General features: G+C 60.0%; 15 protein-coding genes and 2 tRNA genes. 11 read left to right on the forward strand and 6 right to left on the reverse strand.

Going from position 1 to position 22,571, the window contains the following annotated elements:
- Nucleotides 1–34 precede the first annotated feature (34 nt).
- From ABIB60_RS11330 to ABIB60_RS11345, 4 genes are all read left to right on the forward strand, one after another.
- Complete coding sequence (locus ABIB60_RS11330; protein ID WP_354579966.1) at nucleotides 35–3,229, forward strand: TonB-dependent receptor; 3,195 nt, start codon at nucleotides 35–37, stop codon at nucleotides 3,227–3,229.
- A 212-nt stretch (nucleotides 3,230–3,441) separates the two neighbouring features.
- Nucleotides 3,442–6,903, forward strand: a complete 3,462-nt coding sequence (locus tag ABIB60_RS11335; RefSeq protein ID WP_354579967.1) for a TonB-dependent receptor — start codon at nucleotides 3,442–3,444, stop codon at nucleotides 6,901–6,903.
- A 139-nt stretch (nucleotides 6,904–7,042) separates the two neighbouring features.
- Nucleotides 7,043–7,116: transfer RNA gene (locus ABIB60_RS11340), tRNA-Ala, on the forward strand.
- 36 nt (nucleotides 7,117–7,152) lie between these two features.
- Nucleotides 7,153–7,226: transfer RNA gene (locus ABIB60_RS11345), tRNA-Ala, on the forward strand.
- 145 nt (nucleotides 7,227–7,371) lie between these two features.
- On the opposite strand, the gene cysK is transcribed toward ABIB60_RS11345, so the two are convergent.
- Together cysK and ABIB60_RS11355 are read right to left on the reverse strand one after the other, a co-directional pair.
- Entirely contained in the window at nucleotides 7,372–8,292 is a 921-nt protein-coding gene (gene cysK, locus ABIB60_RS11350; protein WP_354579968.1) for a cysteine synthase A, read from the reverse strand.
- A 125-nt stretch (nucleotides 8,293–8,417) separates the two neighbouring features.
- Entirely contained in the window at nucleotides 8,418–9,254 is an 837-nt protein-coding gene (locus tag ABIB60_RS11355; RefSeq protein WP_354579969.1) for a serine O-acetyltransferase, read from the reverse strand.
- A gap of 172 nt (nucleotides 9,255–9,426) precedes the next feature.
- Here ABIB60_RS11355 and ABIB60_RS11360 point away from each other — a divergent pair, with 172 nt between their 5' ends.
- Complete coding sequence (locus ABIB60_RS11360) at nucleotides 9,427–9,768, forward strand: cupin domain-containing protein (RefSeq protein ID WP_354579970.1); 342 nt, start codon at nucleotides 9,427–9,429, stop codon at nucleotides 9,766–9,768.
- 113 nt (nucleotides 9,769–9,881) lie between these two features.
- Here ABIB60_RS11360 and ABIB60_RS11365 read toward each other — a convergent pair whose 3' ends face one another.
- Nucleotides 9,882–11,870, reverse strand: a complete 1,989-nt coding sequence (locus ABIB60_RS11365) for a peptidylprolyl isomerase (RefSeq protein WP_354579971.1) — start codon at nucleotides 11,868–11,870, stop codon at nucleotides 9,882–9,884.
- 166 nt (nucleotides 11,871–12,036) lie between these two features.
- Here ABIB60_RS11365 and ABIB60_RS11370 point away from each other — a divergent pair, with 166 nt between their 5' ends.
- Genes ABIB60_RS11370 through ABIB60_RS11385 form a run of 4 tightly spaced genes read left to right on the forward strand, consistent with a single transcriptional unit; the run spans nucleotide 12,037 to nucleotide 15,235 of the window.
- Nucleotides 12,037–12,327: a hypothetical protein gene (locus ABIB60_RS11370; protein ID WP_354579973.1), complete on the forward strand. Its 291-nt coding sequence runs from the start codon at nucleotides 12,037–12,039 to the stop codon at nucleotides 12,325–12,327.
- 58 nt (nucleotides 12,328–12,385) lie between these two features.
- A complete protein-coding gene (locus ABIB60_RS11375; RefSeq protein ID WP_354579974.1) occupies nucleotides 12,386–13,762 on the forward strand; it encodes a sensor histidine kinase in 1,377 nt (458 codons plus the stop codon).
- A gap of 41 nt (nucleotides 13,763–13,803) precedes the next feature.
- The gene (locus ABIB60_RS11380) at nucleotides 13,804–14,199 is read left to right on the forward strand and encodes a response regulator (RefSeq protein ID WP_354579976.1); all 396 of its coding nucleotides are present in this window, start codon (nucleotides 13,804–13,806) and stop codon (nucleotides 14,197–14,199) included.
- Nucleotides 14,189–15,235: an adenylate/guanylate cyclase domain-containing protein gene (locus tag ABIB60_RS11385; protein ID WP_354579977.1), complete on the forward strand. Its 1,047-nt coding sequence runs from the start codon at nucleotides 14,189–14,191 to the stop codon at nucleotides 15,233–15,235. The genes ABIB60_RS11380 and ABIB60_RS11385 overlap by 11 nt, the downstream gene beginning before the upstream one ends.
- Before the next feature lie 85 nt (nucleotides 15,236–15,320).
- Here ABIB60_RS11385 and ABIB60_RS11390 read toward each other — a convergent pair whose 3' ends face one another.
- The 3 genes from ABIB60_RS11390 to ABIB60_RS11400 all read right to left on the reverse strand — a co-directional run bounded on the left by ABIB60_RS11390 (nucleotide 15,321) and on the right by ABIB60_RS11400 (nucleotide 20,245).
- Nucleotides 15,321–17,999 carry a cyclic nucleotide-binding domain-containing protein gene (locus ABIB60_RS11390; RefSeq protein WP_354579978.1) on the reverse strand — a complete coding sequence of 893 codons (2,679 nt, stop codon included), beginning with the start codon at nucleotides 17,997–17,999 and terminating at the stop codon, nucleotides 15,321–15,323.
- Between the two features lie 246 nt (nucleotides 18,000–18,245).
- Complete coding sequence (locus tag ABIB60_RS11395; protein WP_354579979.1) at nucleotides 18,246–19,304, reverse strand: MJ1255/VC2487 family glycosyltransferase; 1,059 nt, start codon at nucleotides 19,302–19,304, stop codon at nucleotides 18,246–18,248.
- An 11-nt stretch (nucleotides 19,305–19,315) separates the two neighbouring features.
- A complete protein-coding gene (locus ABIB60_RS11400; RefSeq protein WP_354579980.1) occupies nucleotides 19,316–20,245 on the reverse strand; it encodes a hypothetical protein in 930 nt (309 codons plus the stop codon).
- Nucleotides 20,246–20,431: 186 nt separating this feature from the next.
- On the opposite strand from ABIB60_RS11400, the gene ABIB60_RS11405 reads away from it, so the two are divergent.
- Complete coding sequence (locus ABIB60_RS11405) at nucleotides 20,432–20,968, forward strand: redoxin domain-containing protein (protein WP_354579981.1); 537 nt, start codon at nucleotides 20,432–20,434, stop codon at nucleotides 20,966–20,968.
- Nucleotides 20,969–21,093: 125 nt separating this feature from the next.
- On the forward strand, nucleotides 21,094–22,566 hold the full coding sequence (locus tag ABIB60_RS11410; protein WP_354579983.1) for an FAD binding domain-containing protein: 1,473 nt from the start codon (nucleotides 21,094–21,096) through the stop codon (nucleotides 22,564–22,566).
- Nucleotides 22,567–22,571: the final 5 nt, after the last annotated feature.

Consider the following 22,571-nt stretch of genomic DNA (forward strand, 5'->3'; position numbering starts at 1 on the left):
GAAGCACCCGTTTTTTCACCAATCCCCCTTTTGTATGAAACGTAATCTTTACGCCTCCGTGGCGCTGGTACCGATGTCGGTGCTGGTGGCCCAGTTGGGCTGGGCGCAGGTAACCACCTCCGCCATGAACGGCATTATTACCGACAAAAGCGGTGAGGGGCTTCCCGGCGCTACGGTAATTGCTGTGCACACGCCTACCAACACCCAGTACGTAGCACCAACCAACTCCGAAGGCCGCTTTAACCTGCAGAACATGCGGGTAGGTGGTCCTTATACCGTGCGCGTATCCTTTGTAGGCTACAAAGAATCTGTGCGGGAAAACATCTTCCTGACCCTGGGCCAGAATCAGCGCCTCGACATCAACCTGAGCGAAACCGAGCAGACGCTGGGCGAAGTAGTGGTAAGCGGCCGCCGCGACCCGGTTATTAATTCGGGCCGCACTGGTGCTGAAACCACTATTTCGCGGGAGCAGATTCAGCGCCTACCTACGCTGAGCCGTTCGTTGAATGACTTTACGCGTTTGACGCCCCAGGCCAACGGTGGCGGTAGCAGCTCCATTGGGGGTTCCAACAACCGCTACAATAACATCACTATTGACGGGGCGGTAAACAACGACGTATTCGGCCTTGCTGGCTCGGGTACGCCTGGCGGACAAGCTGGTACCAATCCCATTTCGCTGGATGCTATTCAGGAAATTCAGGTGGTACTGGCTCCTTACGATGTAACGCAGGGTAACTTTACCGGCGGCGGCGTAAATGCCGTTACGCGTTCCGGCACCAACGACATTTCGGCCTCCATCTACGGTTTCGGCCGTAACCAGAACACCATTGGCAAGAGCGTTACTGAACCACGCGTGAAGGCTGATGAGTTCTATAACTACCAAACCGGTGTACGGGTGGGCGGCCCGATTGTGAAGGATAAGATTTTCTTCTTCGCCAACGCCGAAATCAGCCGCCAGGCCACTCCACTGGGCTTTGACCCCGGCACGTCGACTTCCCAGATTCGTCAGGCTACTATCGACTCTATTGCCAACTTTGTACGGGCCAGTGATGTGTACCGTAACTATGAAGTTGGGAACGTGGGCGGTGAGACTCTGCGCCGGGAAAGCAACCGTCTGTTCGCTCGTTTGGACTTCAACTTGTCCAATAACCACCAGCTGACAGTACGCCACAACTACGTGAAGGCATTTGACGATAACCTGACGCGTGGTTCAAGAACTATCCGTTTCGGCAGCAACTCCTACAAGTTCGACAACGTTACCAACAGCTCGGTAATTGAATTGAACAGCATTCTGGGCCGCTTCTCCAACAAGCTACTCCTCAGCTACAGCCGTATCCGGGATTCGCGCGGTATTCCAGGCAACCTGTTCCCCACGATTGAGATTAACCAGGGTGCCAACCGCTTCACCTTTGGTACGGAGCGCAGCTCCGGTTTCAACTCCCTGGATCAGGACATTGTTGAAATTACGGATAACCTGACGGCCAGCTTCGGCAAGCACACTGTTACGGTGGGTACCCACAACGAGGGTTTCAAATTCCGCAACCTGTTCATCAACAACGGGGTTGGTTACTATTCGTTTAACTCGCTCACCAACTTCTATAACAACCGGGCCAGCCGGATTCAGGCCGCGTTTGCTACCGCTGACAACGGAGAAGCTTCGTTTAAAGCCATGCAGCTGGGCTTCTACGCCCAAGATCAGTTCTCCCCCGCTGAGAACCTGCGCCTGACGGGTGGTATTCGCCTGGATATTCCGGTGTTTGTGGATAAGCCGGCGCTCAACCCAACGCTGGAGGCAGGCAAGCAAGCCTACGCTGCTTACGGCGACATCAGCACGACTAACGTACCGAGCGGACAACTGCTCTGGTCGCCGCGTCTGGGCTTCAACTGGGACGTGAACAACGACCAGAAAGTACAGCTCCGTGGTGGTACGGGTATCTTCACCGGCCGGGTGCCATACGTGTGGATTTCCAATAGCTACACCAACAGCGGCGTAATTCAAGGCGCCCTGGACATTAACTACCTGAACACGGCTACTGGTCAGCAGCCTCGCTACCTCGACCGGATTGAAACCAATATTGACAACATTCCAACCGCTTACCAATCGGGAACCAACCCCCGCACGCAGGTAAACGTGCTGGATAAGGACTTCAAACTGCCCCAAGTTTGGCGCTCGAACTTGGCCGTAGATTTCCGCTTGCCCGGCGACATCGTAGCTACGCTGGAAGGTATCTATTCCAAGACCTTCAATGATATCTATTACCAGGATATCAACCTAGCCGCTCCGGTTGGCCGCTTGGCGGGTCCCGACCAGCGCCCCGTGTACAGCAGCAACCAGACTGCGCGCCGCGTAAACGACCGGTTCACGAACGTGTACCTGCTTGATAACACGAGCAAGGGCTACCGCTACAACGCGACGGCTCAGTTGCAGAAGCAGTTCGTAAACGGCCTGAATACGTCCGTGGCCTACACCTACGGCGTGGCAAAAGAAATTAACAGCGGTTCGAGCAGCACGGCTTCGTCCAACTTCGGCTTCAACCAGATTGTAGCTGATCCGAACAACCCGGAACTGGGCTTCTCGCGCAACGACCAGCGGCATCGTTTCCTGGCTACTGCCGGTTACACGTTCCGCTACGGTGGGGAGAAATTCGCTACTACTCTTTCGGCCGTGTACGAAGGCCTGTCGGGTCAGCCGCTTACTTACATCTACGGCCAGAGCTCTGACTTGAACAGTGACGGGAACACTGGCAACGACTTGCTCTACATCCCGCGCAATACGTTTGACGCGAATGAAATCCGGATTGCAGCCAGCGAAAACCGGACGGAAGCCCAAGTTCGTCAGCAGTTGGATGCCTTCATCGAAAACGACCCGTACCTGCGCAGCCACCGCGGCCAGTATGCCGAGCGTTTCGCCGCTCGTCTGCCCTGGACGCACCAGTTCGATCTTCGGGTAGCCCAAGACTTCAACTTCCAGGCCGGTGGTAAGAAGAATACCATCCAGGTTACATTTGATATCGTGAACGTGGGTAACCTCATCAGCAACGAGTGGGGCCGGCAGTACACGGTGGCTAATAACGCTACTGAACTGCTGCGCGTGAGCTCCACCGGTGCCAACACTCAGCCTACCTTCACCTTCCCCAGCAGCTTTGCTACCACCAACCGTGCTTGGGACGTGGCTCCCTTCGCCTCGCGTTGGCAGGGCCAGTTGGGCGTGCGCTACATCTTTAACTAAGCGTGCTATAACCCCAGCGGTTACCAACTCATTCTTAAAGCGGACGGAGATATTCTCCGTCCGCTTTTTTTGTTGCTAGCAGTTACAAACCTACCATTACAAGCTCAGCCGTAGATTGGTTAGCATCTCTGCATTTTAATAACATTTTAATAACGTAGACGAGGATAACTGTCGAGTACTTTTGCACCGGTTTTTCACCAATCCCCTCTTTTATGAAACGCAATTTGTACGCCTCAGTGGCGCTGGTGCCCATAGCCGTTTTGGCAGCACAGCTCGGCTGGGCGCAGGGCACCACTACCTCGGCCATGAACGGTGTCATCACCGACAAGGCGGGTGAAGGCTTGCCCGGTGCAACGGTTATTGCCATTCACACCCCCACCAACACGCAGTACGTGGCTCCTACCAACTCGGAGGGCCGCTTCAATATTCAGAATATGCGCGTGGGTGGCCCGTACACCATTCGCGTATCGTTTGTGGGTTTTAAAGAATCGGTGCGGGAAAACATTTTCCTGAGCCTGGGCCAAAACCAGCGCCTGGATATCAACCTGAGCGAGTCGGAGCAGACGTTGGGCGAGGTAGTAGTAACGGGCCGGCAGAACCCGGTTATCAACGCTGGCCGCACGGGGGCCGCTACCACGGTGCAGCGCGAGCAAATTGAGCGCCTGCCCACTCTCAACCGCTCCTTCAACGACTTTACCCGCCTCACGCCTCAGGCCAACGGCCAGAGCTTTGGCGGCCGGAACGGCGGCTTCAACAACGTTACCATCGACGGGGCAGTATTCAACAATGCCTTTGGCTTGTCGCCTACTATTGGCGGTCAGGCCAGTGCCCAGCCCATTTCCATTGATGCCATTGAGCAGATTCAGGTAAGCCTAGCTCCGTACGATGTGCGACAGGGTTCATTTACGGGGGCGGGTATCAACGCCGTAACCCGTTCGGGCTCCAACAAAGTAACGGGCTCAGCCTACTTCTATAATCGCAACCAGCGCGAGCTGTTTCTGGGTCGCAAGGTAGGTGATGTGGAAGTACCCGTTACCGATTTCCGCCTGCAGAACTACGGGGTGCGCCTGGGTGGCCCAATCATCAAGGATAAAGTATTCTTCTTCGTGAGCGGGGAGCGGGAGCGGCGCACCGACCCACCGTCCGGTAACTTCCAGGCCAGCAGCAGCAGCAACCCGGCCAACGGCACCAGCTACTCCCAAGCCAGCGAAACTCAGCTCACCAGCCTGAGCAATTTCCTGCAGTCGCAGTTCGGCTACGAAACGGGCGCTTACCAAGGCTACAGCCAGCGCCAGAACAGCGACAAGATTACGGCCAAGATTGACTGGAACATTTCCCAAAATCACCGTTTCAACGTCAAGTACAATTACCTGAAGTCGTTTGCCGATGTGCCCCCATCCGGTAGTGGCTCCATTGCCAATGTGCGTTCGGGCACGGCGTTCGGGTTGCCCTACCAGGCGGCGTACTATACCATTAACAACAACCTCAACTCCTACATTGCGGAGTTGAACAGCTCGTTCGGCAGCCGTTTCTCTAACAACCTGACGGCTGGCTACACGGCCAACCGGGACTTCCGCACCCCATTTTCGACCATTTTTCCCTTCGTGGAAATTGGCAACGGCGTGGGCCGCACGGGCACTACCGGCGCTACCAGCCCCAATGCTACCTACACGTCGTTCGGTTACGAGCCCTTCACGGCGGGCAACCTGCTGAACTCGGATACTTACCAGTTTGGGGACAACTTCACGGCTTACCTCGGCAAGCACAACGTAACGGTAGGCACCTACAACGAGTTCTACAAGTTCAAGAACGGCTTTGCGCCGAACTACAACAGCTACTACCGCTTCAACTCGCTGGAGGATTTCTACAGCGCCAACGGCTTCACCTACGACCGGGATTCCGGCCAGTACACGCCCTTCACCAACCCCACGGCGGCCCGCGCTACGCCTTCCCAGTTCCAGCTCCAGTACGCGGCCAACCCCCAGGGCGAGTTTCCTTACGCCGACATCAAGGCCCAGCAGTACGGCCTGTATCTGCAGGATGAGTACACTCCCATTACCAACCTGCGCATCACGGCCGGTATCCGCGCCGATCTGCCGGTAATCAGCTCCAACGTTGCGCAGAACACGAATGCGGCGGCGCTGTCGTTCCGTAACGGGGAGAAAATCAATACGGGTGAGCTGCCCAAGAAGCAGGTGCTGTTTTCGCCCCGGGTTGGCTTCAACTGGGATGTGAAAAACGACAAGAAAACCCAGGTGCGCGGTGGTACCGGTATCTTCACTGGCCGCGTGCCGTTCGTGTGGATTTCCAACCAGGCCAGCAACAACGGGGTTCTGTTCGGCTCCATTGCCGCTACCAGCGCCGCTCTGGCCGCCAACTACCCCTTCTCGGCAGATGTAGCCAAGTATATCCCCGCCTCGCGCGCGGCCAACACTACCTATAACCTGGCCGTAACCGAGCAGGACTTCAGATTCCCGCAGGTATGGCGCTCCAACCTGGCTCTTGACCAGGACCTGGGCGCGGGCTTCGTGGCCACGCTGGAAGGCTTCTACACCAAGGACCTGAACGCGGTGTACCACCAGAACGTGAACCTGCCCAATTCAACCCTCAACTCGGCGGGGGCTGACAACCGGCCAATTTTCTACGACCTGTCGCGCAGCACCATCAATGCCGCTGGCTTGTACACCGGCACGGGCCTGGTAGCCAACAACCGCATCTACGGTGGCCAGGGTGGCGCTTCGGCCGCCAACCCCAACATCACGGATGCCATTGTGATGAAGAACACCAATAAGGGCTACTCCTATGCTCTGACCGCCCAAGTGCAGAAAAACTTCGGCAGCGGCCTGTTCACCAGCCTAGCGTATACCTACTCCGACTCCCGCTCGGTAAACGATGGGGGCTCGATTGCCCAGTCGATCTGGCGCGACCGTTCGGTATCCGGCGACCCGAATGCCGACGTGCTGAGCTACTCCCAGTTCCTGCAGCGCCACCGCGTAATTGCCGTGGCCTCCTACCGCAAGGAGTACCTGAACCATCTGGGCACCACGCTGTCGGTATTCTACACCGGCTCGCCGCTGGGCCGCTTCAGCTACCTGTACTCCGGCGACATGAACGGGGACAGCCAGTCGAACGACCTAGTGTACATCCCGCGTAACCAGGGTGAGATTGTGCTGCGTGACGTAACGCTGACGGCCGCCCAGGGTGGCGGCGTATACAGCGCCAGCCAGCAGTGGGCCGACCTGGACAAATATATCGGTCAGGATGACTACCTGAGCAAGCACCGCGGCGAATACGCTGAGCGCAATGGTGGCGAGCTGCCCTGGTTGCACCAGGTGGATGTGAAGCTGCTGCAGGACCTGTTCGTGGACCTGGGCAAGAACCGCAACACCCTGCAGCTGAGCGTGGATATCTTCAACATCGGGAACCTCCTCAACAGCGACTGGGGAACCCTGCGTACGCCTAACCGCACCAACCTGCTCACCTTCCAGGGCTACACGGCCCAGGGTCAGCCGGCCTTCACCTTCCCCTACCTCACCAACCCTTCCTCCACAACGGTAAGCGGCACGACGACGGTAACGCCCGGGGTGCCGCTGAGCAGCACCTTCCGCGACAACGTGGGCTCCATCAGCTCGCGCTGGCAGGCGCAGGTGGGTATCCGCTACATCTTCAACTAAGCATCAACCACTTAGCTACCTGAAAGTGGGCTGACGATATCGTCAGCCCACTTTTTTTGTTAGTTTACTTGCAGAATCAAAAACTCGCCGTACTTTTGCCAGACCAAATACAGCCAGTTATTTGGTTTGATAGTATCCTGGGGGATTAGCTCAGCTGGCTAGAGCGCTTGCATGGCATGCAAGAGGTCATCGGTTCGACTCCGATATTCTCCACTTCTGCTCATAGTTGATGAGCGGTGTTTACCCAACGGGGGATTAGCTCAGCTGGCTAGAGCGCTTGCATGGCATGCAAGAGGTCATCGGTTCGACTCCGATATTCTCCACTCCCGTTCCTGAAAGCCCAACCTAGCGGTTGGGCTTTTTTTGTTTTTCGCAGTAGTCATTCAGGCAACGCCAGGAAAATGAAAGCGGCCCCGCCTGAAATCAGACGGGGCCGTTTTGCGGCCAGCGTATGAGCCGGCTTGCGGCCTACACGAACAGCCCTTCTACCGATAAGTACCGCTCACCCGTGTCATAGCAGAACGTGAGTACGCGCCCGCTCTGGGGCACTTCGTCCAGCTTTTTAGCCACTGCGGCCAGGGAGGCTCCGGAGGATACGCCCACGAACAGGCCCTCTTCGCGGGCGGCGCGGCGGGTCATCTCAAAGGCCTCCTGCTGGCTGACCTGGATGACACCGTCCAGGATTTCGCGGTGCAGATTTTCAGGGATGAAGCCGGCGCCGATGCCTTGGATGGGGTGCGGGCCGGGCGCGCCGCCGCTGATAACCGGGGATAGTTCGGGCTCCACGGCAAAGGTTTTCATGGCCGGGAAGTGGGGCTTCAGTACTTCCGTCACGGCCGTAATGTGGCCGCCCGTACCCACGCCGGTGATATGAAAATCGAAGCCCTCGGGAGCATCGCGCAGAATTTCCTGGGCCGTGGTTTCGGCGTGCACCCGAAGGTTGGCCGGATTGCTAAACTGCATGGGCATCCAGGCGCCGGGCGTATCACGCACCAGCTCGTGGGCTTTTTCGATGGCGCCTTTCATGCCCTTCTCGCGGGGCGTGAGTTCCAGGTTGGCCCCGTAGGCGGCCATGAGGCGGCGGCGCTCAATGCTCATGCTTTCGGGCATTACCAGGGTGAGCTTGTAGCCTTTCACGGCAGCTACCATGGCCAGGCCCACGCCAGTGTTGCCGGAGGTAGGTTCCACAATCAGGCTATCGGGCCCGAGGATGCCGTCTTTTTCGGCTTGCTCCACCATGCTCAGGGCAATGCGGTCTTTGATGCTGCCGCCGGGGTTGGCGCGCTCCAGCTTCACCCAAACTTCTACGTCGGGGCGGTGGGCAAACAGCTTGTTCAGGCGCAGCAGCGGGGTGTTGCCAATGGTGTCGAGAATGGAAGTAGCTTTCATATTTTTCAGAAAGTGATACTAGGTGAAGTGAGAGGTGATACTGGCAGACCTCAGAAGTCAGCTGACGTTTGGGCGCAAGGGCCCTCGGATATCAGTCTCACTTCTCGGGTCTCATCATCTAAGCTCTAAATGGAAAACAGGATATCCTCGTTCGGGTCCTGAGAGCGGGTGACGTGGATCTGGGCCTGGTGGTAGACGCGGGAGTGCGAGGGTACGCTTTCCGTCAGCCACACATTGCCACCAATGATGCTGTGGCTGCCCACGGTGGTATTGCCGCCCAAAATAGTAGCTCCGGCGTAAATCACCACCTTGTCCTCGATGGTGGGGTGGCGCTTGATGCCTTGCAGGTGCTTAGCCACGCTCAGGGCCCCCAGCGTAACACCCTGGAATATCTTCACGCCGGCCCCAATTACGCAGGTTTCCCCAATAACCAGCCCCGTGCCATGGTCAATGCAGAAAGACGGGCCGATGCGGGCGCCGGGGTGAATATCAATGCCGGTGCGCTGGTGGGCATACTCGCTGAGCAGGCGCGGCACCCGGCCCACGCCGCGCTGGTGCAATCCGTGGGCGAAGCGGTGCAGGGCAATGGCATAAAACCCCGGGTAGGTGCTCACCACTTCCTCCAGGCCCTGCGCGGCGGGGTCGGCAGCTAGAATGGCCTGGGCATCCAGCAGCAGCATGTGGCGCAGAGTGGGCAGAGAGTTAACAAGCCCGGCTACCAGCTGAGCAGCAGGCTCCGGCGCTGGCACGGCGCGCAGCAAATCCGTCAGATCATCCTGAAGCAGACGCAGGGTGGCGGCAACGGCATCCATGTCGCGCAGGGGCCGAGCAGCCCGCTCCGGAAACAGCAGTTCCAGCAGGTGGTCGGCTAGCTGGCAAAAAGCCGCGGCCGGCAGTGGGGCCGCCGTGCGCTGGTGCGCCTGAGCCAGCGCGTGCAGAAAATCGGAATCGTACACAGACATGAACACGAGAAGGGTGACGCGCAGCCAACGAGTGGAAGCTACACCGCTACGGATTTTTGTAAACCAAGGCAGCCGGGGAAGGTTTGGGGCTATTTAGTAAGCAACCTGCCCAGCTTGCCATGCGTTAGCCAACGCAACTGCTTATTCTTTCACTTCCCTTTTTATCTGCATCATGGCTGATACCACCATCACCAAAATAGATTCCCGCACCTCCCCTACCGGCTCCGAGGGCGAGAAATACCTGGCTTCCGGCAAGAACGTGGCCATGCGCCTCTGGGAAAACGAACAGCCCGGTGAGCCAAAAGAACCCTCGGCCAGCCCCTACGAAACGGTGGGCTACGTACTGAAGGGCCGCGCCGAGCTGCACATTGAAGGCCAGATGGTACTGCTGGAAACCGGCAACTCCTGGGTGGTTCCGAAGGGTGCTTCTCACACCTACAAAATTCTGGAAACCTTTTCGGCGGTAGAAGCCACTACCCCACCCGCCCAGGCCCACGGCCGCGACGAAGAATAGGCAACTGCTGCTGAAATAAAACTATCATTCCGACCGTAGGAAGCAATCTGGCGCAAACCGTTGAAGCGGTGCACCCAGATTCCTCCCTACGGTCGGAATGACAGTTTTTACCCTTAGTTCACCAACTCCACCTTTTCTATCCGGTCTCCGATTTCCAGGCGGCTCACCACATCCATGCCCTGCACTACCTGGGCGAAAATGGTGTAGCGGCCGTCGAGGTGGGGCGTGGGAGCGTGGGTGATAAACCACTGGCAGCTTTCGGTGTCTTTGCCGGCGGAGGCCAGGCCCACTGCTCCCTCGCCGTAGTGCAAATCGGCAAACTCAGAGCGCAGGTTATAATCGGAGCTGCCCCAGCCGTCGCCGCGGGGGCAGCCACCCTGGGCCACGAAGTTGGGTACCACCCGGTGGAAGTTTTTGCCATTGTAGAAGCCCTGGCGGGTAAGCGCCACAAAGCTGGCCACTGAGCCCGGGGCTTGCTCTACCAATAAGCGCATCACCACATCCCCCTTGCTGGTGTGCACCACGGCCCGCTGCCCAGCCGGCAACGAGGCCACCAGTCCCCAGTCAATGGGATGCGTGGCGGCCGGGGCTACCGGCGTAGGAATGGCGGGGCGCTGTTGCACAAAATCAATGGTTTGCTGCAAGGATTGCCAGGCCTCCAGGTCGCGGGGCAAGGTGAGTTTGTCGCGGGCTTGGAGCAGGAAATCGGGGTTAGGCAGCAGGCGGCGAAGGTCCAGCTTGGGGTCCCGGATGGCCTCGGCAGCCGTGCCCATCATGGCCACGTCGCCACTGAGCACGCCCCGGCGCAGGGCCAGTGCTACCTCGGGGTAGCGGGCCGTCGGGAAATCGGGCTGGCGGCGCAGGGCTACTAGGGCCTCCATTCCATAGGTACCAATTACCACGGGCTGGTTGGGAGTGAAGGTGGCCTGCTGCACGAAATCGAAGGCGGCGGGGTCTTCGCCCAAGGCTTTCAGCAGGTAGCCCTTCTCATACACGTCGGCCGTGGCGGCGTACCGCTCCTCAATAGCCCGGCGGATGGCCGGGCGCTCAGAACCAGGCTGGCGCAAGGCCGCAGCCAGGAGCGTGGCCCGCACCCGCCATTGCTCTAGCCGATTAGCCTTTTCCAGAAACAAGGTACCGGGCTCGTCGGCAGCGTGGGACAGGAAGAACTCGGCCGCCGAGAGGGCCACCTGCGCATTATTGTCGGTGAGGGCAGCCCAGGCCGCTTCTTTCACCTGGGTGTACATGGTTTTGTTCATGGCCCGCAAGGCACTTACCCGCACCCGGTAGTCGGCGTCGCGGCGGGCCAGCGTGGCCAAAGTTGCCGGCACGGTGGGCGCGGCGGCGGCTTTACCCAGGGCGGAGGCGGCCCCGCTGCGCACGGCGTAATGGGTATCCTGCTGAGCCGCGGCACCGATGGCGGCGGCGTACGGCGCCAAGTTCAGGCCTCGCGTACGCACCAGCGCGTTGGCGGCGGCCACGCGGGCACTGGTGGGGTTGCCGCGGCCCAGCAGCTGCACCAGGCGGGCCACGGCGGCTTCGGAGGTGAGGCCGCGCAGGCCGGCCCGGTACAGGCCCCAGGCCTGACCGCTGAGCGTGGCGGTATCGGCCGGTAAACCGGCGGGCAGTTTAGCCAGTATGGGCAGGCCCCGGCGGGAAGTGCAGCGGCCCAGGGCCTCTAGCTCATACTGCCGTACCGTGGGGTTGGCTTCTGCCAGTACCCGCTGCCAGAGGCCGGCTTCGGCGGTGGAGTCGGCGGTTTGGCCCAGGGCGTAGGCGGCCTGCCGGCGCACCGCCCACTCGGCATCCTGCAAGGCAGCCAGCAGTGGAATTGTGGCGGCTTTGTCCTGCACGGAGGCCAGGGCCTCGGCGGCCGCCTGGCGGTAGCGGGCCTGCTGACTACTCAGATACGGCAGCAATCCGGCCGTGCGCCGCTCATCCTGCAGCGTGGCAATGCGGCGCAGGGTGGTATCGGCGGCAAACTGGTTGGGCGCTGAGTTGGCCGCGGCCGAGCCGGAAGGATGGGGTGCGCAGGCCGTGAGCAGGGTACAGCCGGCGGAGGCCGCCACGGCCGCCAACCGGTACAGGAGGGAGTAATTCATGAGTGCCCCTAAGGTAAATACTCTGGGGCCGTAGGCAACGCCCACGAGCAAAAACGCATCCGACCAGTGTGGTAGATAGTATATCCGGGCTTTGGGGGCAAGCTTTGCGCTTGAGTAGTCGGAAACCTATTTATCCGTGCATATTTACGGTACTATCCTTCCTTCCATGTTCCGCGCATTTCTTTGTTGGGCTTTGTTTTTCGCCGGCGTGCTGGGCGCCGCACCCGGGCACGCCCAGAATAAGCCGGCCCCGCCGCCCCGCCAGAAGGTGCTGAATGTGCGCGTGGTATTGCCTACTATGCTCGGCAAGCTGGCCGAAGTAGCCGGATTACTGCCCGATTCCGACCAGGACAAGACCCAGACCTCTACTGACAATCCAGTAGTGACGCTGGCCGTGCCGCTGCCGCGCTTCCTGAGCAAGTCGGAGCCGACCCCGGCCAAGCCCCGCAAACCCTGACCCCGCCCAGCTCCCAGCCTTTCCTCCTGTCCTTACTCTACGCTCCCCGTTTTCTACTATGGAAGTAAATACCGACATCTTCTTTTCCGTTGGGCTGGCGGCCGTGGTGGTGTGGAGGTTGCGGAGGTTTCTGGATTTGCCGGTCCGGGCGCCGCATCTAAACCGGCTGATTAATTTTTTCTGGGTGCCGGGCGTAGTGCTGTACCTGTTTGCCCTGCTCATTCAGTGGAAAACCGACCGTCTCGACGAACTATATATCATGTTCGTGTTGGGAATGGTGGTGCTGGTACTGGTGCGGGTGCAGGAGTACCGCCCCGCCCGGACGCTGCTGCTGGCGGTGGCTCCATACGTGCTATACGCCATTATTGAGCTGCTGTCGGGGGCGCTGAGCAGTGACTTTCTGCGCGAGTACCGGGGCCTGTTCAGCAACAGTAAGGGCTTTGCCATTATCTGGCTGATTACGTTCGTACTCATTGCCCGCAAGCAGAAAAAGCAGCTGGAAATAGAGCGGGTGCAGCGCGAAGCCGAGGAGAAAGAACGGCGCGAAATTGCTGCCCAAAACTCCGCCCTGGAGCGCATGGTAGCCGAGCGTACTGCCTCGCTTACGCAGCAAACCGAGGAGCTGCAGCACGCCCTGGAAGAGCTCAAAACCACCCAGGCCCAGCTCATTCAGGCCGAGAAAATGGCCTCCCTGGGGGAGCTTACGGCTGGTATTGCCCACGAAATTCAGAACCCGCTCAACTTCGTTACCAACTTCTCGGATGTATCGGCGGAGCTGGTAACCGAGCTGGAAGAAGAGCAGCAGCGCCCCGACCGGGACGCGGGGCTGGAAGCGGAGCTGCTCGCCGACCTGCGCCAGAATCTGCAGAAAATTACCCACCACGGGCAGCGGGCCGCCAGCATTGTGCGCGGTATGCTGGAACACAGCCGCGCCAGCACCGGCGAGCGGCAAGCCACCGACCTGAACGTGCTGGCCGATGAGTACCTGCGCCTGGCCTACCACGGTCTGCGGGCCAAGGATAAGTCGTTCAATGCCACGCTCAACACCCACTTCGACCCTGACCTGCGCAAGATCAGCGCCGTGGCCCAGGACCTGGGCCGGGTGCTGCTGAACCTGTTCACCAATGCCTTTTACGCCGTGCAAAAGCGCAAGGAACAGGGCCAGCCCGACTACGCGCCTACCGTGAGCATTGCTACCCGCCAGCTACCCGACGGGGACGTGGAAATTAGGGTGCGCGACAACGGCACCGGCATTCCGGAGGGCGTCCGCCAGAAAATCTTCCAGCCCTTTTTCACCACCAAACCCACCGGCGAGGGCACTGGCCTGGGCCTCTCCCTGAGCTACGATATCGTGACCAAAGCCCACGGCGGCACTTTGGAAGTGGAGTCGCAGGAAGGCCAGGGCACCGAGTTCATTATCACGTTACCGGCCTAGAACTACCACCCGGCCGGCGGTTTCTGTTAGTTTTGCTCTTGATGAAGATATTAGTTGTTGACGACGAACAGGACGTGCGGACGCTGTTCGAGCAGCGGTTTCGCCGCGAAATCCGCAGTGGTGTGTTTACCTTCTCGTTTGCTTACTCTGGCGAGGAAGCCTTGGACTACCTGCACGGCCACGCCTCGGAGGTCGTGCTGATTCTGTCCGATATCAACATGCCAGGCATGAGCGGTCTGGAGCTGCTGCGCCACATCCGCCAAGAGTACAACGCGCCCCCGCCCCTGCCGCCCCAGGTGATGATGATAACGGCCTACGGCGACGACGCCAGCCGCCAGCAGGCCTTGGCATTAGGCGCCAACGATTTCCTGGCTAAGCCCGTAGATTTCGCGGCCCTCAAGGAAAAACTACTGCACCTGACCGAGCATGAAAACTAAAATTCTGGTGGTCGATGATGAGGCCGACCTGGAGCTGCTCATCAAGCAGAAATTCCGGCGCAAAATCCGGGAAAGTGTGTACGAGTTTGTGTTTGCCAGCAACGGGCAGGAGGCCCTGAATAGCCTGCAGCAGCACCCCGACCTCGATATCATCCTCTCCGACATCAACATGCCGGTGATGGATGGCCTCACGCTGCTCACCAAGCTGCAGGAGGCCAACCCCGTGCTGAAAACGGTGATGGTATCGGCCTACGGCGACATGCAGAACATCCGCGCGGCCATGAACCGGGGGGCGTTTGACTTCGTGACCAAGCCCGTCGATTTTCAGGACCTGGAAGTAACCATGGACAAAACTGCCCTGCATGTGCAGCAGCTGCGCGGCACGCTACGGGCCATCCAGGAAAACAACATTCTGCGCATGTATGTGGATGAAACCGTGCTGAAATTTGTGGAGCGGCCCGAGTTTCAGAACACGCTTATGGCCTCCGAAACGGTGGATGCCACGGTGGTGTTCATTGATATCTGCGGGTTTACCTCCCTCTCGGAAGTGCTACCGCCCACCGATATTGTGGCTATGCTGAACCGCTACTTCGACCAGATGGTGCAGGAGGTTATTGCCCAGGGCGGCCACGTGGATAAGTTTATGGGCGACGCCGTCATGGCCGTTTTCCGGGGCGAATATCACCTCGACCGGGCCATGGACGCGGCTCTGGCCGTGCGCCAGGTAGTGCAGGCCAACGAGGACTTACTACCTGATGGCCGTCCCTACCACCCGGAAGTCAGCATCGGCATCAACACCGGCGAAATGGTATCGGGCAACATCGGCTCGGCCTCGCTCAAGCGCCTGGACTACACCGTTATCGGCGACAATGTGAACGTGAGCCAACGCCTGCAGTCGGTGGCCCAGCCCGGCCAGATTATCATCACCGAAGCCACCTACGAACAGGTAAAAGAGTCGTTCCAGTGCCGCCCGCTGCACGAGGTAACCCTGAAAAACAAGGCCCAGCCCGTCATGATTTACGAGGTAGTGGCGTAGATTAAGAGCAAAGAGAAAAAGTAAAAGCGCTGACGGAATCGAATAACCGGTTCCGTCAGCGCTTTTACTTTTTCTCTTTGCTCTTCTACTTCACCATCTCGTTCTGGCGGCGCAGGCGCTGGCAGAGCACCTGCATGATATTGCGTAGCACCTCGGGGCGCTCCTCCATCACGTCGTAGAAGTCGTCCTGATCAAGGCGGAAGGCCAGCACGGAGGTTTGGGCTATGGCCGTGGCGGAACGCGGCTCCGCATCCAGCAGGGCCAACTCCCCAAAAAAGTCGCCGGGGCGGAAGGTGGCTAGCTGCTGCGCGCCGTTAAAAACACTCACTTCGCCTTGGTGCACAATAAACAGGGACGTGCCCAGGTCGCCCTTGGCAAAAATCTGCTCCTGAGCTTCGAAAACCACTTCCTTCATAATGGGCACAATGCTGCTGAGCACGTTGGCGGGTGTTTGGGCGAAAAGGGCGGTGTGTTGCAGCAGAGCCACCCGGTCGGCGGCGGAAAGGTGGGCGGCAGCAGCAGCATGGCTCATAAGCAACTCGGGTAGGGAGGGATGATGAATGGTGGTGGCCTGGTATGCTGCGGGGTGAGCGGTAGCCCAGCGACTCAGCGCATCCAGGGCACTTTCCTGCACCAGCAGGCTGGTGCTTTCCAGGTGGGGCGGCAGCAGGGTAAAATCAGTGGCAGCGGGTTGCCACTGCCATATGGCCTGGCTCAGCGTCCAGTCAGAAAAAACGGTTTCTCCCTTCTCTATAATAAAGCGCAGCCCCGGTAGCGGCGCAGCGGCCGTGGGGAATAGGCGGTCAAAAATGCGGGCTTTTTCGGCGGCGGGGCGCAGCTCCAGCAGGGTTTGCAGGGCCTGGTAGACCGGGCGGGCAATCAGGTTATCGAGGATTTCGAGGGCATTGGCCTGCCGCTCCCGGGCGGCGTGCGCCACGCTGCGCTGGGCATCGGCAATGGCTTGGGGCGGGTACAGCTGCAACAGCAGGCCAAACAGCCGCTGCTCCAGGCGGTGCAGCTCATAGGCCAGCGCGTCGCGCAGGGGCTGGTGCTCCGTGGCGGCTTTGGCGTGGAGCAGTTGCCGGGCCAGCAGCAACTCCTGCTGCACCAGAGCTTGAAACACCGGGGCATCAGTCGGCTCAGGCGGGAAATTACGGAGGGCCCGTAGAGCCGCTTCGCGAGAAGTCAGGACTGGACGTTGCGCCAGGGTAACCAACGCATTCCGACTTGCAGCCGACGGTACTTGTCCCAGCAGATGAGCCAAACGCCGCACCTGGGCCTCCTCGGTGGTAGTTTGCAGGGCCTGGGTCAAGGCAGGCACGGCTGCCACCCCCAATTGCCGAAGCTGAGCGGTGGCAGCAGGACGGGTAGATTTATCCGCAAGGGCCCTGGTTAGGCCGGTAAGCTCCTCCTCGGAAGCCGTTTCCTGCCCATGGGCAGCTACTGCCGGCAATACGTCATCCAGGGCAAACCGGCGGCTGACGGCATGCTGCAGCTCCCCGATATACTGCCCGTAGGTCCGATACAGCAGCAGCAGAGCCCCGGTCATGAGCGCCCCCATCCAGCCAAATGCAAAGCCGGTACCCAAGGCTGGCACCAGGTGCGGCAGGAGCAGCAGCAACCCAGCCAGGCCCATGCCCAGCGGCTCATACAGGCCTTTCGCCAGGGTATGGGCCTGCAGGCGCTCCGGAGCCGGCAAAGGCTGAAACAGCACCAGAAACACGGGGTCGAAGAAGGCGCGGCGTAGCACTTCCAGCGTCAGGAACAGGATGCAGAAGTAGAGCATCAGGCCCCCATCGGCCCAGGTGTCGTGCAGGCCGTACAGGGCCAGTCCGGCCACTACCAGGCCCGGCAGGGCCAGCAGCACCGGCCGTACCCCGGCCCGGTCCAGCACCTTGCCCGTCACCACCAGCTTCACAATTAGCGCCACCAGATAGGTAAGAGCCAGCACGGTGCTGACGTAGCGCATCACCACCGACTGGTCGTGGAACCGATGCTTAACGTGCACAAAAAACGTGTACTCGATGCCGGTGGTAACGGCCGCAATGGCCAGCATGCTCAGGCACATGGTGAGCACCAGCCGGCTGCTGCCAAACCACCGTTGCAAGGGGGCGGCCACCGCCTCGGTGCGCACGGCCCGGGCCCGGGAACGGGCCTCCACCACGTGCTCCCGGCCGGTAGCCTGCAGCACCAGCAACGCGCCCACGTAGGCCCCAAACGCCAGCAGCAGCAGCCACAGCAGCTCGGTATGATTGTGAATGAGCAAGGCCAGCACGGCGCCCAACGCCTTAGCGGGCATGTCGCCGGAGCTGATAACGCTGAACAGCCGCCGCCCCTGCCGCACATCAAACACCACCGCCGATACGCCCCAGAACTCCAGGTTGGTGAGCAGGTAAATAACGCGGTAGCCCGTCATGATGGCCACGGCGGCGGCCACCGAATGGCCCACGGCCACCAGCACCGCCAGCACCGCCATCAGAGCCACCACGGCCAGCAATACGCGTACGGCCACGCGCTGCAGCCCCAGGTGGTGCTCGAAGTGAGCGTAGATCTGTCCGGCGGCCATCATAGCTAGGGCAGCCACGCCGTAGGCCAAGGGCAGGTTCCGCTCGGGCTGGTTTTCGAGCAGAATCACGTTGGCGGCCACGTACACCAGAATGGTACCGATGCCCAGCAGGAAATTGTGCAGGAAAAACAGTCCTACCGTGCGTCCTTCCTCCGGACGAATGCCCAGCAACTGCTGCCAACGTGCGCGTAAGGTCATGAAAAGAAGCTGGGAATTTAGGAGTTAGGAGACAGGAGTTAGGAGACAGGAGTTAGGAGACAGCAGAACGCTCCTCCTGCCTGACTTCCAGCTTCTGTTCTACCCGCAAGATAGGAGCCTTCGGGCGGGTTAGTGCCGTTTTTTTGCAGCACCTGGGCCCTTCGCGCGCAACCCGCCACCTCAGACACTACCACCGCGCCAGCAAGCCTACCCCGAACCCAATAATTAGGAAGCCGATGGCCCGGCTCAGGCCGTTACTTCCGCCAGGGCCGTTTCCAGCGCTTGGAACAGCTCCTCGTTGCCGGATTGCTCGTAGTGCTGCAAAGCGGTTTCAAAGCCCGTGAGGTCATAGAGAAACGCCTTGAGGTTATCGGGAGTAATGGCCGAAAAGTGGCGGCCGTAACCGAGCTTTTCTACCTCGGCGGCATTCAGAAACTGCTCAAACTGGGCCGGAATGGGCACCGCACAGATGGGTTTGCGCAGGTACACGGCTTCACTGATCAGCGAAAAGCCCCCGTTGGTTACCACGGCCCGGGCACTGGCCAAATCCGCCAGAAAGCCCGCTTCGCTAAAAGCCCGCAGCTGCACGTTGCCGTGGCTTTCTTCCTTGTTGAAGCCGTACACCCGAAACTCCTGCCCCGGCAGCTGCTGCAGCTGGCCTATCAGGTCCTTTTGCGTGGTAGCCGATTGGTACACCAGCACGTGTTTGCCCTTGGTGGGACGCAACGCCAGCACCTCGGGCCGCAGAATGGGCGGTACCAGCGTAGTGCGCTCCTTGATAACGGGCAGCTGAAAGAAAGTGGAAACCAGGTACTGCTGACTGCCCGGCAGCTTGGCCCGCACGATTTGCCGGGCCAGGGTGAGGTTGCCTCGTTCCTGGGGCGGCACCACAACATCCAGGGCCGCCCGGCTGATTATCTGCATATTATCAATGCTGATAACGGGTAGGCGCTTCCACTTGGCAAACAGAAAGCTGAACGACTCAAAATCGGAAATAACCACTTCGGGCTCAAAGTCGCAGAGCAACTCCCGGTACTTGCGGAAGTTGACGAGCAGGTTTTCCGGGGCCGAGCGGAGCGTGAGGGCGGCCGTGCGTGACTTAGAAACCGTGAGGTGCTTGTAGGCCAGGTGAAAACCCCGGATTTCGTGCACCCGGCCCGGGAAGTTAGCCGCCAGCATCTGGTAAGCCCGGGCGCTGCTCACCACGCACACGTTGTGGCCCTGGCTGAGCAGGTGGCCAATTACTACCTTGCTGCGCGTGGCGTGGCCCAGCCCTTCGCCCGGCACTCCGTACAAAATATTCATAGCGCTGTGAATTACCGACGGCCGGTAGGCACGCGGAACTGCACGCCCAGGCTGGGAATGAAGGTGAGGCCGCTGAGCTTGGCTTTGGCGTTATTCAGCAGCTGGTACTCGCCATAGTTCTGGTAGTACACCGAAAGGGCCGGAATGAAATAGGCGTAGCGGTAGCCCAGCTTGGCATTGAAGAACGCCCCGAAAGAGCCAAAATCCTGGCGGGCCGAGGGCAGTGCCGGCAGCGCCAGCCGCCCCGCCGAGTAGAACAGGTTGCGGGGCTGGAAGCCGTACTTGAAGAAGCTGTGCGCATACACCACCCCGTAGGAAATGGCCCCAATTTCTTCTTCCACGCCCAACGACTTGCTGAATACCAGCGGCACAATCAGGTCGTGGCGGCGAGCCTCAAAGCCCAGAAAATCCGTCACGTTATCCAGAAACGGAATGCTGGGCAACTTGCTGCGCTGGGTGGCAAACTGCAGCCCGATGCTGCCGTAGGTAGCACCCGCCGCCCGGCTACCGGGGTTTTCAGGTGTGCCCGTGGGCCCCATAAACTGGTACATGGCATCGAAGACGTGGGAGCCAAAGCCGTACTTGTAGCCCACGTCCAGCCGGTCAATCACCCCGTAGCGCACGTACAGGTCGGAGGTGGGGCGCACGGGGTCCAGCACGTAAGCCAGGGCACCAATCTGCAGCTTCTCAATGGTCTGATCGTAGAAAACACTATCCTGATTGGCCGCCGATTTGGCGGCCTCCACTAGCGCCGAGCCGGTTTTGCCCAGCGTTTCGGTGGCCACGTTGAAGGCCATGTTGCCGCCTATTTTAAACTCGCCCCGGGGCGTTACCTTGCCCGTGCTTACAATGGCGCGGGGTGCCGTGCAGGAAGCGGCAAACAGCAGACTAGCCCCGGCCAGCAGGCGTAGGGCGGCAGGAAGGGAGGAGAACTTGTTCATCAATAGCGAAGATAGGGAGGAGCGAAAACCGGCTGAGGGCTAAAACCAGGCCGAAAGTAGGAAAAGCCCCGCAACCCGGCTGCTGCCCCCGCGCCTCCGGCTGCTGTTGAACCCGCTGCCCAGCTCCAGATGTTGCCCCGGCGGTGCTTTGTGCCGGGGGCACAATTTTCGGTTTTATCTTTGATCATGACTGCATATTTCACTTGGTTTTTACGCGGATGGCGGGCCCTGGCACTGGGTTTACTGGTGCTGACTGCCGCTACCGGCGCGGCCCCCCAGCCAATCGTGTCTAAGGCTACCGTGTACCTGTTCCTTTCCGATACCTGCCCAATTTGCCAGACCTCCACGCTGGCTTTGCGGCAGCTGCACGCCACCTACGCGCCCCAGGGAGTTGCGTTTGTGGGGATTTTTCCGGAGCCCCAAACCCGGCCTACCGACATTATTCTGTTTCAGCAACAGTACCAAGTACCCTTCCCATTGCGCCAGGATGAGGGGCAGCTACTCACCCGCCAACTCCAGGCCCGCATCACCCCCGAAGCAGTGGTAGTGGCCCCCGATGGCCGCATCCTCTACCAAGGTCGCATTGATGACAGTTACCTGGCCCTGGGCAAACGCCGCACTGTAGTACTCCATCACGAGCTCCAGGATGCTCTGGCGGCCGTGGTAAGCGGAAAGCCAGTGGCTGTACCCCGCACTGAGGCCGTTGGCTGTTTTATCAACTGAGCAATACCGACAGGCAGGTATCAACCCGCCGTTTCGAGGCAGCTGAGCTAGCATGATCAAATGGATGGGGAGAAGGCAGAAAATACCGTAACTTTCCTTTCCGCTCCCAGATTTTTTGCTCCGTTATGCTCCAGTTTTACCTCAACAACCAGCTCATTCGCACTGACCAGTCGGCTGGCAGCACCCTGCTCGATTTCGTGCGCTACAACCAGCACCTGAAGGGCACCAAAATTGGCTGCCGGGAGGGTGACTGTGGGGCCTGCACCGTGTTGGTAGGTGAGTTGGATGCGTTGGGCGAGGCCGTACGCTACCAGTCCATGACCTCCTGCCTGACCCCCCTGGGCAACGCCCACGGCAAGCATGTGGTTACTGTGGAAGGCATTAATGCGGCCCGGGGCAGCCTCACGCCGGTGCAGCAGGCCATTGTGCAGGAAGGCGGCTCCCAGTGCGGTTTCTGCACCGTGGGCTTTGTAATGAGCCTGACCGGCCACGCCCTCAGCACCCAGCCCAGCACCGAAACCAGCGTACTGGCCGCTATTGATGGCAACATCTGCCGTTGCACTGGCTACAAGAGCCTGGAGCGGGCGGCGGCCCACCTGCAGGAGCAGCTGCAGCAACGGCCCGCCACCGAGTCGTTGCCCTGGCTGGCGGAGCACGGTTTCGTGCCGCAGTATTTTGCCGATATGCCTAGCAAGCTCCAAGCGTTGCACAGCGCCACCACGGCCGCTGCCGCCGGCGGTTCCGAAACTACCGCTCCGCTGCCCGCTACGGTAACTGGTCTCGATGCCCCGGCCGCGGCCCGGGCCCGCATCCTGGGCGGCGGCACCGATTTGTTGGTGCAGCAACCCGAAAAACTCCGGGCTGCCGATGTAGAGCTGGTGTACGACCAAGCTCACCTGCGCGGCATCCGGCGTGAAGACAATACCATTATACTAGGAGCCGCCACCACCGCCCAGCAGCTGCTGGAATCAGAAGTGATGCTGGCGGTGCTGCCCGAGCTGCCGCGCTTTCTGAAGCTGGTCAGCAGCACGCCCATCCGGCAGATGGGCACCGTGGCCGGCAACTTCATCAACGCCTCCCCCATCGGCGACCTGACCATTCTGTTCCTGGCCCTGAGCGCGGAAGTTGAGCTTGCCGACACTGCTGAACACCGCCGCTGGATGCCGCTTGCGGAGCTGTACGCGGGCTACAAGCAGCTCACCAAAGCCCCTGACGAGCAGGTAACAGCCATTCGCTTTCCCGCCCCGGCTCCAACCGATGCGTTCAACTTCGAAAAGGTATCCAAACGCACCCACCTGGATATTGCCAGCGTGAATACCGCGGCCTGGCTGCGGGTAGAGAATGGCTTGATTCAGGAAGCCCGCTTTTCGGCCGGGGGCGTGGGGCCCATTCCGCTGCTGCTGCGTCAGACGGCTGCTACGCTGATAGGTCGGCCGGCTTCAGTGGAAACGCTACGCCAGGCTCAACAGGCAGCCCAGCAGGAAATCAGTCCCATCAGCGACGTGCGCGGTACTGAGCAGTACAAGCGCCTACTGCTGCACCAGCTGCTGGAAGCCCACTTCGTGGAAACGGGCCTACTCACCGAAGAACAGCTGTAGAAACG

Origin of the sequence: Hymenobacter sp. UYP22, assembly GCF_040547285.1 — a bacterium.
GTDB lineage: Bacteria > Bacteroidota > Bacteroidia > Cytophagales > Hymenobacteraceae > Hymenobacter.

What these genes read in the sequence shown, in the direction of transcription:
- ABIB60_RS11330 (WP_354579966.1), top strand. Translation starts at nt 35, where the DNA reads ATGAAACGTAATCTTTACGCCTCCGTGGCGCTGGTACCGATGTCGGTG.
- ABIB60_RS11335 (WP_354579967.1), top strand. Translation starts at nt 3,442, where the DNA reads ATGAAACGCAATTTGTACGCCTCAGTGGCGCTGGTGCCCATAGCCGTT.
- cysK (WP_354579968.1), bottom strand. Translation starts at nt 8,292, where the DNA reads ATGAAAGCTACTTCCATTCTCGACACCATTGGCAACACCCCGCTGCTG.
- ABIB60_RS11355 (WP_354579969.1), bottom strand. Translation starts at nt 9,254, where the DNA reads ATGTCTGTGTACGATTCCGATTTTCTGCACGCGCTGGCTCAGGCGCAC.
- ABIB60_RS11360 (WP_354579970.1), top strand. Translation starts at nt 9,427, where the DNA reads ATGGCTGATACCACCATCACCAAAATAGATTCCCGCACCTCCCCTACC.
- ABIB60_RS11365 (WP_354579971.1), bottom strand. Translation starts at nt 11,870, where the DNA reads ATGAATTACTCCCTCCTGTACCGGTTGGCGGCCGTGGCGGCCTCCGCC.
- ABIB60_RS11370 (WP_354579973.1), top strand. Translation starts at nt 12,037, where the DNA reads ATGTTCCGCGCATTTCTTTGTTGGGCTTTGTTTTTCGCCGGCGTGCTG.
- ABIB60_RS11375 (WP_354579974.1), top strand. Translation starts at nt 12,386, where the DNA reads ATGGAAGTAAATACCGACATCTTCTTTTCCGTTGGGCTGGCGGCCGTG.
- ABIB60_RS11380 (WP_354579976.1), top strand. Translation starts at nt 13,804, where the DNA reads ATGAAGATATTAGTTGTTGACGACGAACAGGACGTGCGGACGCTGTTC.
- ABIB60_RS11385 (WP_354579977.1), top strand. Translation starts at nt 14,189, where the DNA reads ATGAAAACTAAAATTCTGGTGGTCGATGATGAGGCCGACCTGGAGCTG.
- ABIB60_RS11390 (WP_354579978.1), bottom strand. Translation starts at nt 17,999, where the DNA reads ATGACCTTACGCGCACGTTGGCAGCAGTTGCTGGGCATTCGTCCGGAG.
- ABIB60_RS11395 (WP_354579979.1), bottom strand. Translation starts at nt 19,304, where the DNA reads ATGAATATTTTGTACGGAGTGCCGGGCGAAGGGCTGGGCCACGCCACG.
- ABIB60_RS11400 (WP_354579980.1), bottom strand. Translation starts at nt 20,245, where the DNA reads ATGAACAAGTTCTCCTCCCTTCCTGCCGCCCTACGCCTGCTGGCCGGG.
- ABIB60_RS11405 (WP_354579981.1), top strand. Translation starts at nt 20,432, where the DNA reads ATGACTGCATATTTCACTTGGTTTTTACGCGGATGGCGGGCCCTGGCA.
- ABIB60_RS11410 (WP_354579983.1), top strand. Translation starts at nt 21,094, where the DNA reads ATGCTCCAGTTTTACCTCAACAACCAGCTCATTCGCACTGACCAGTCG.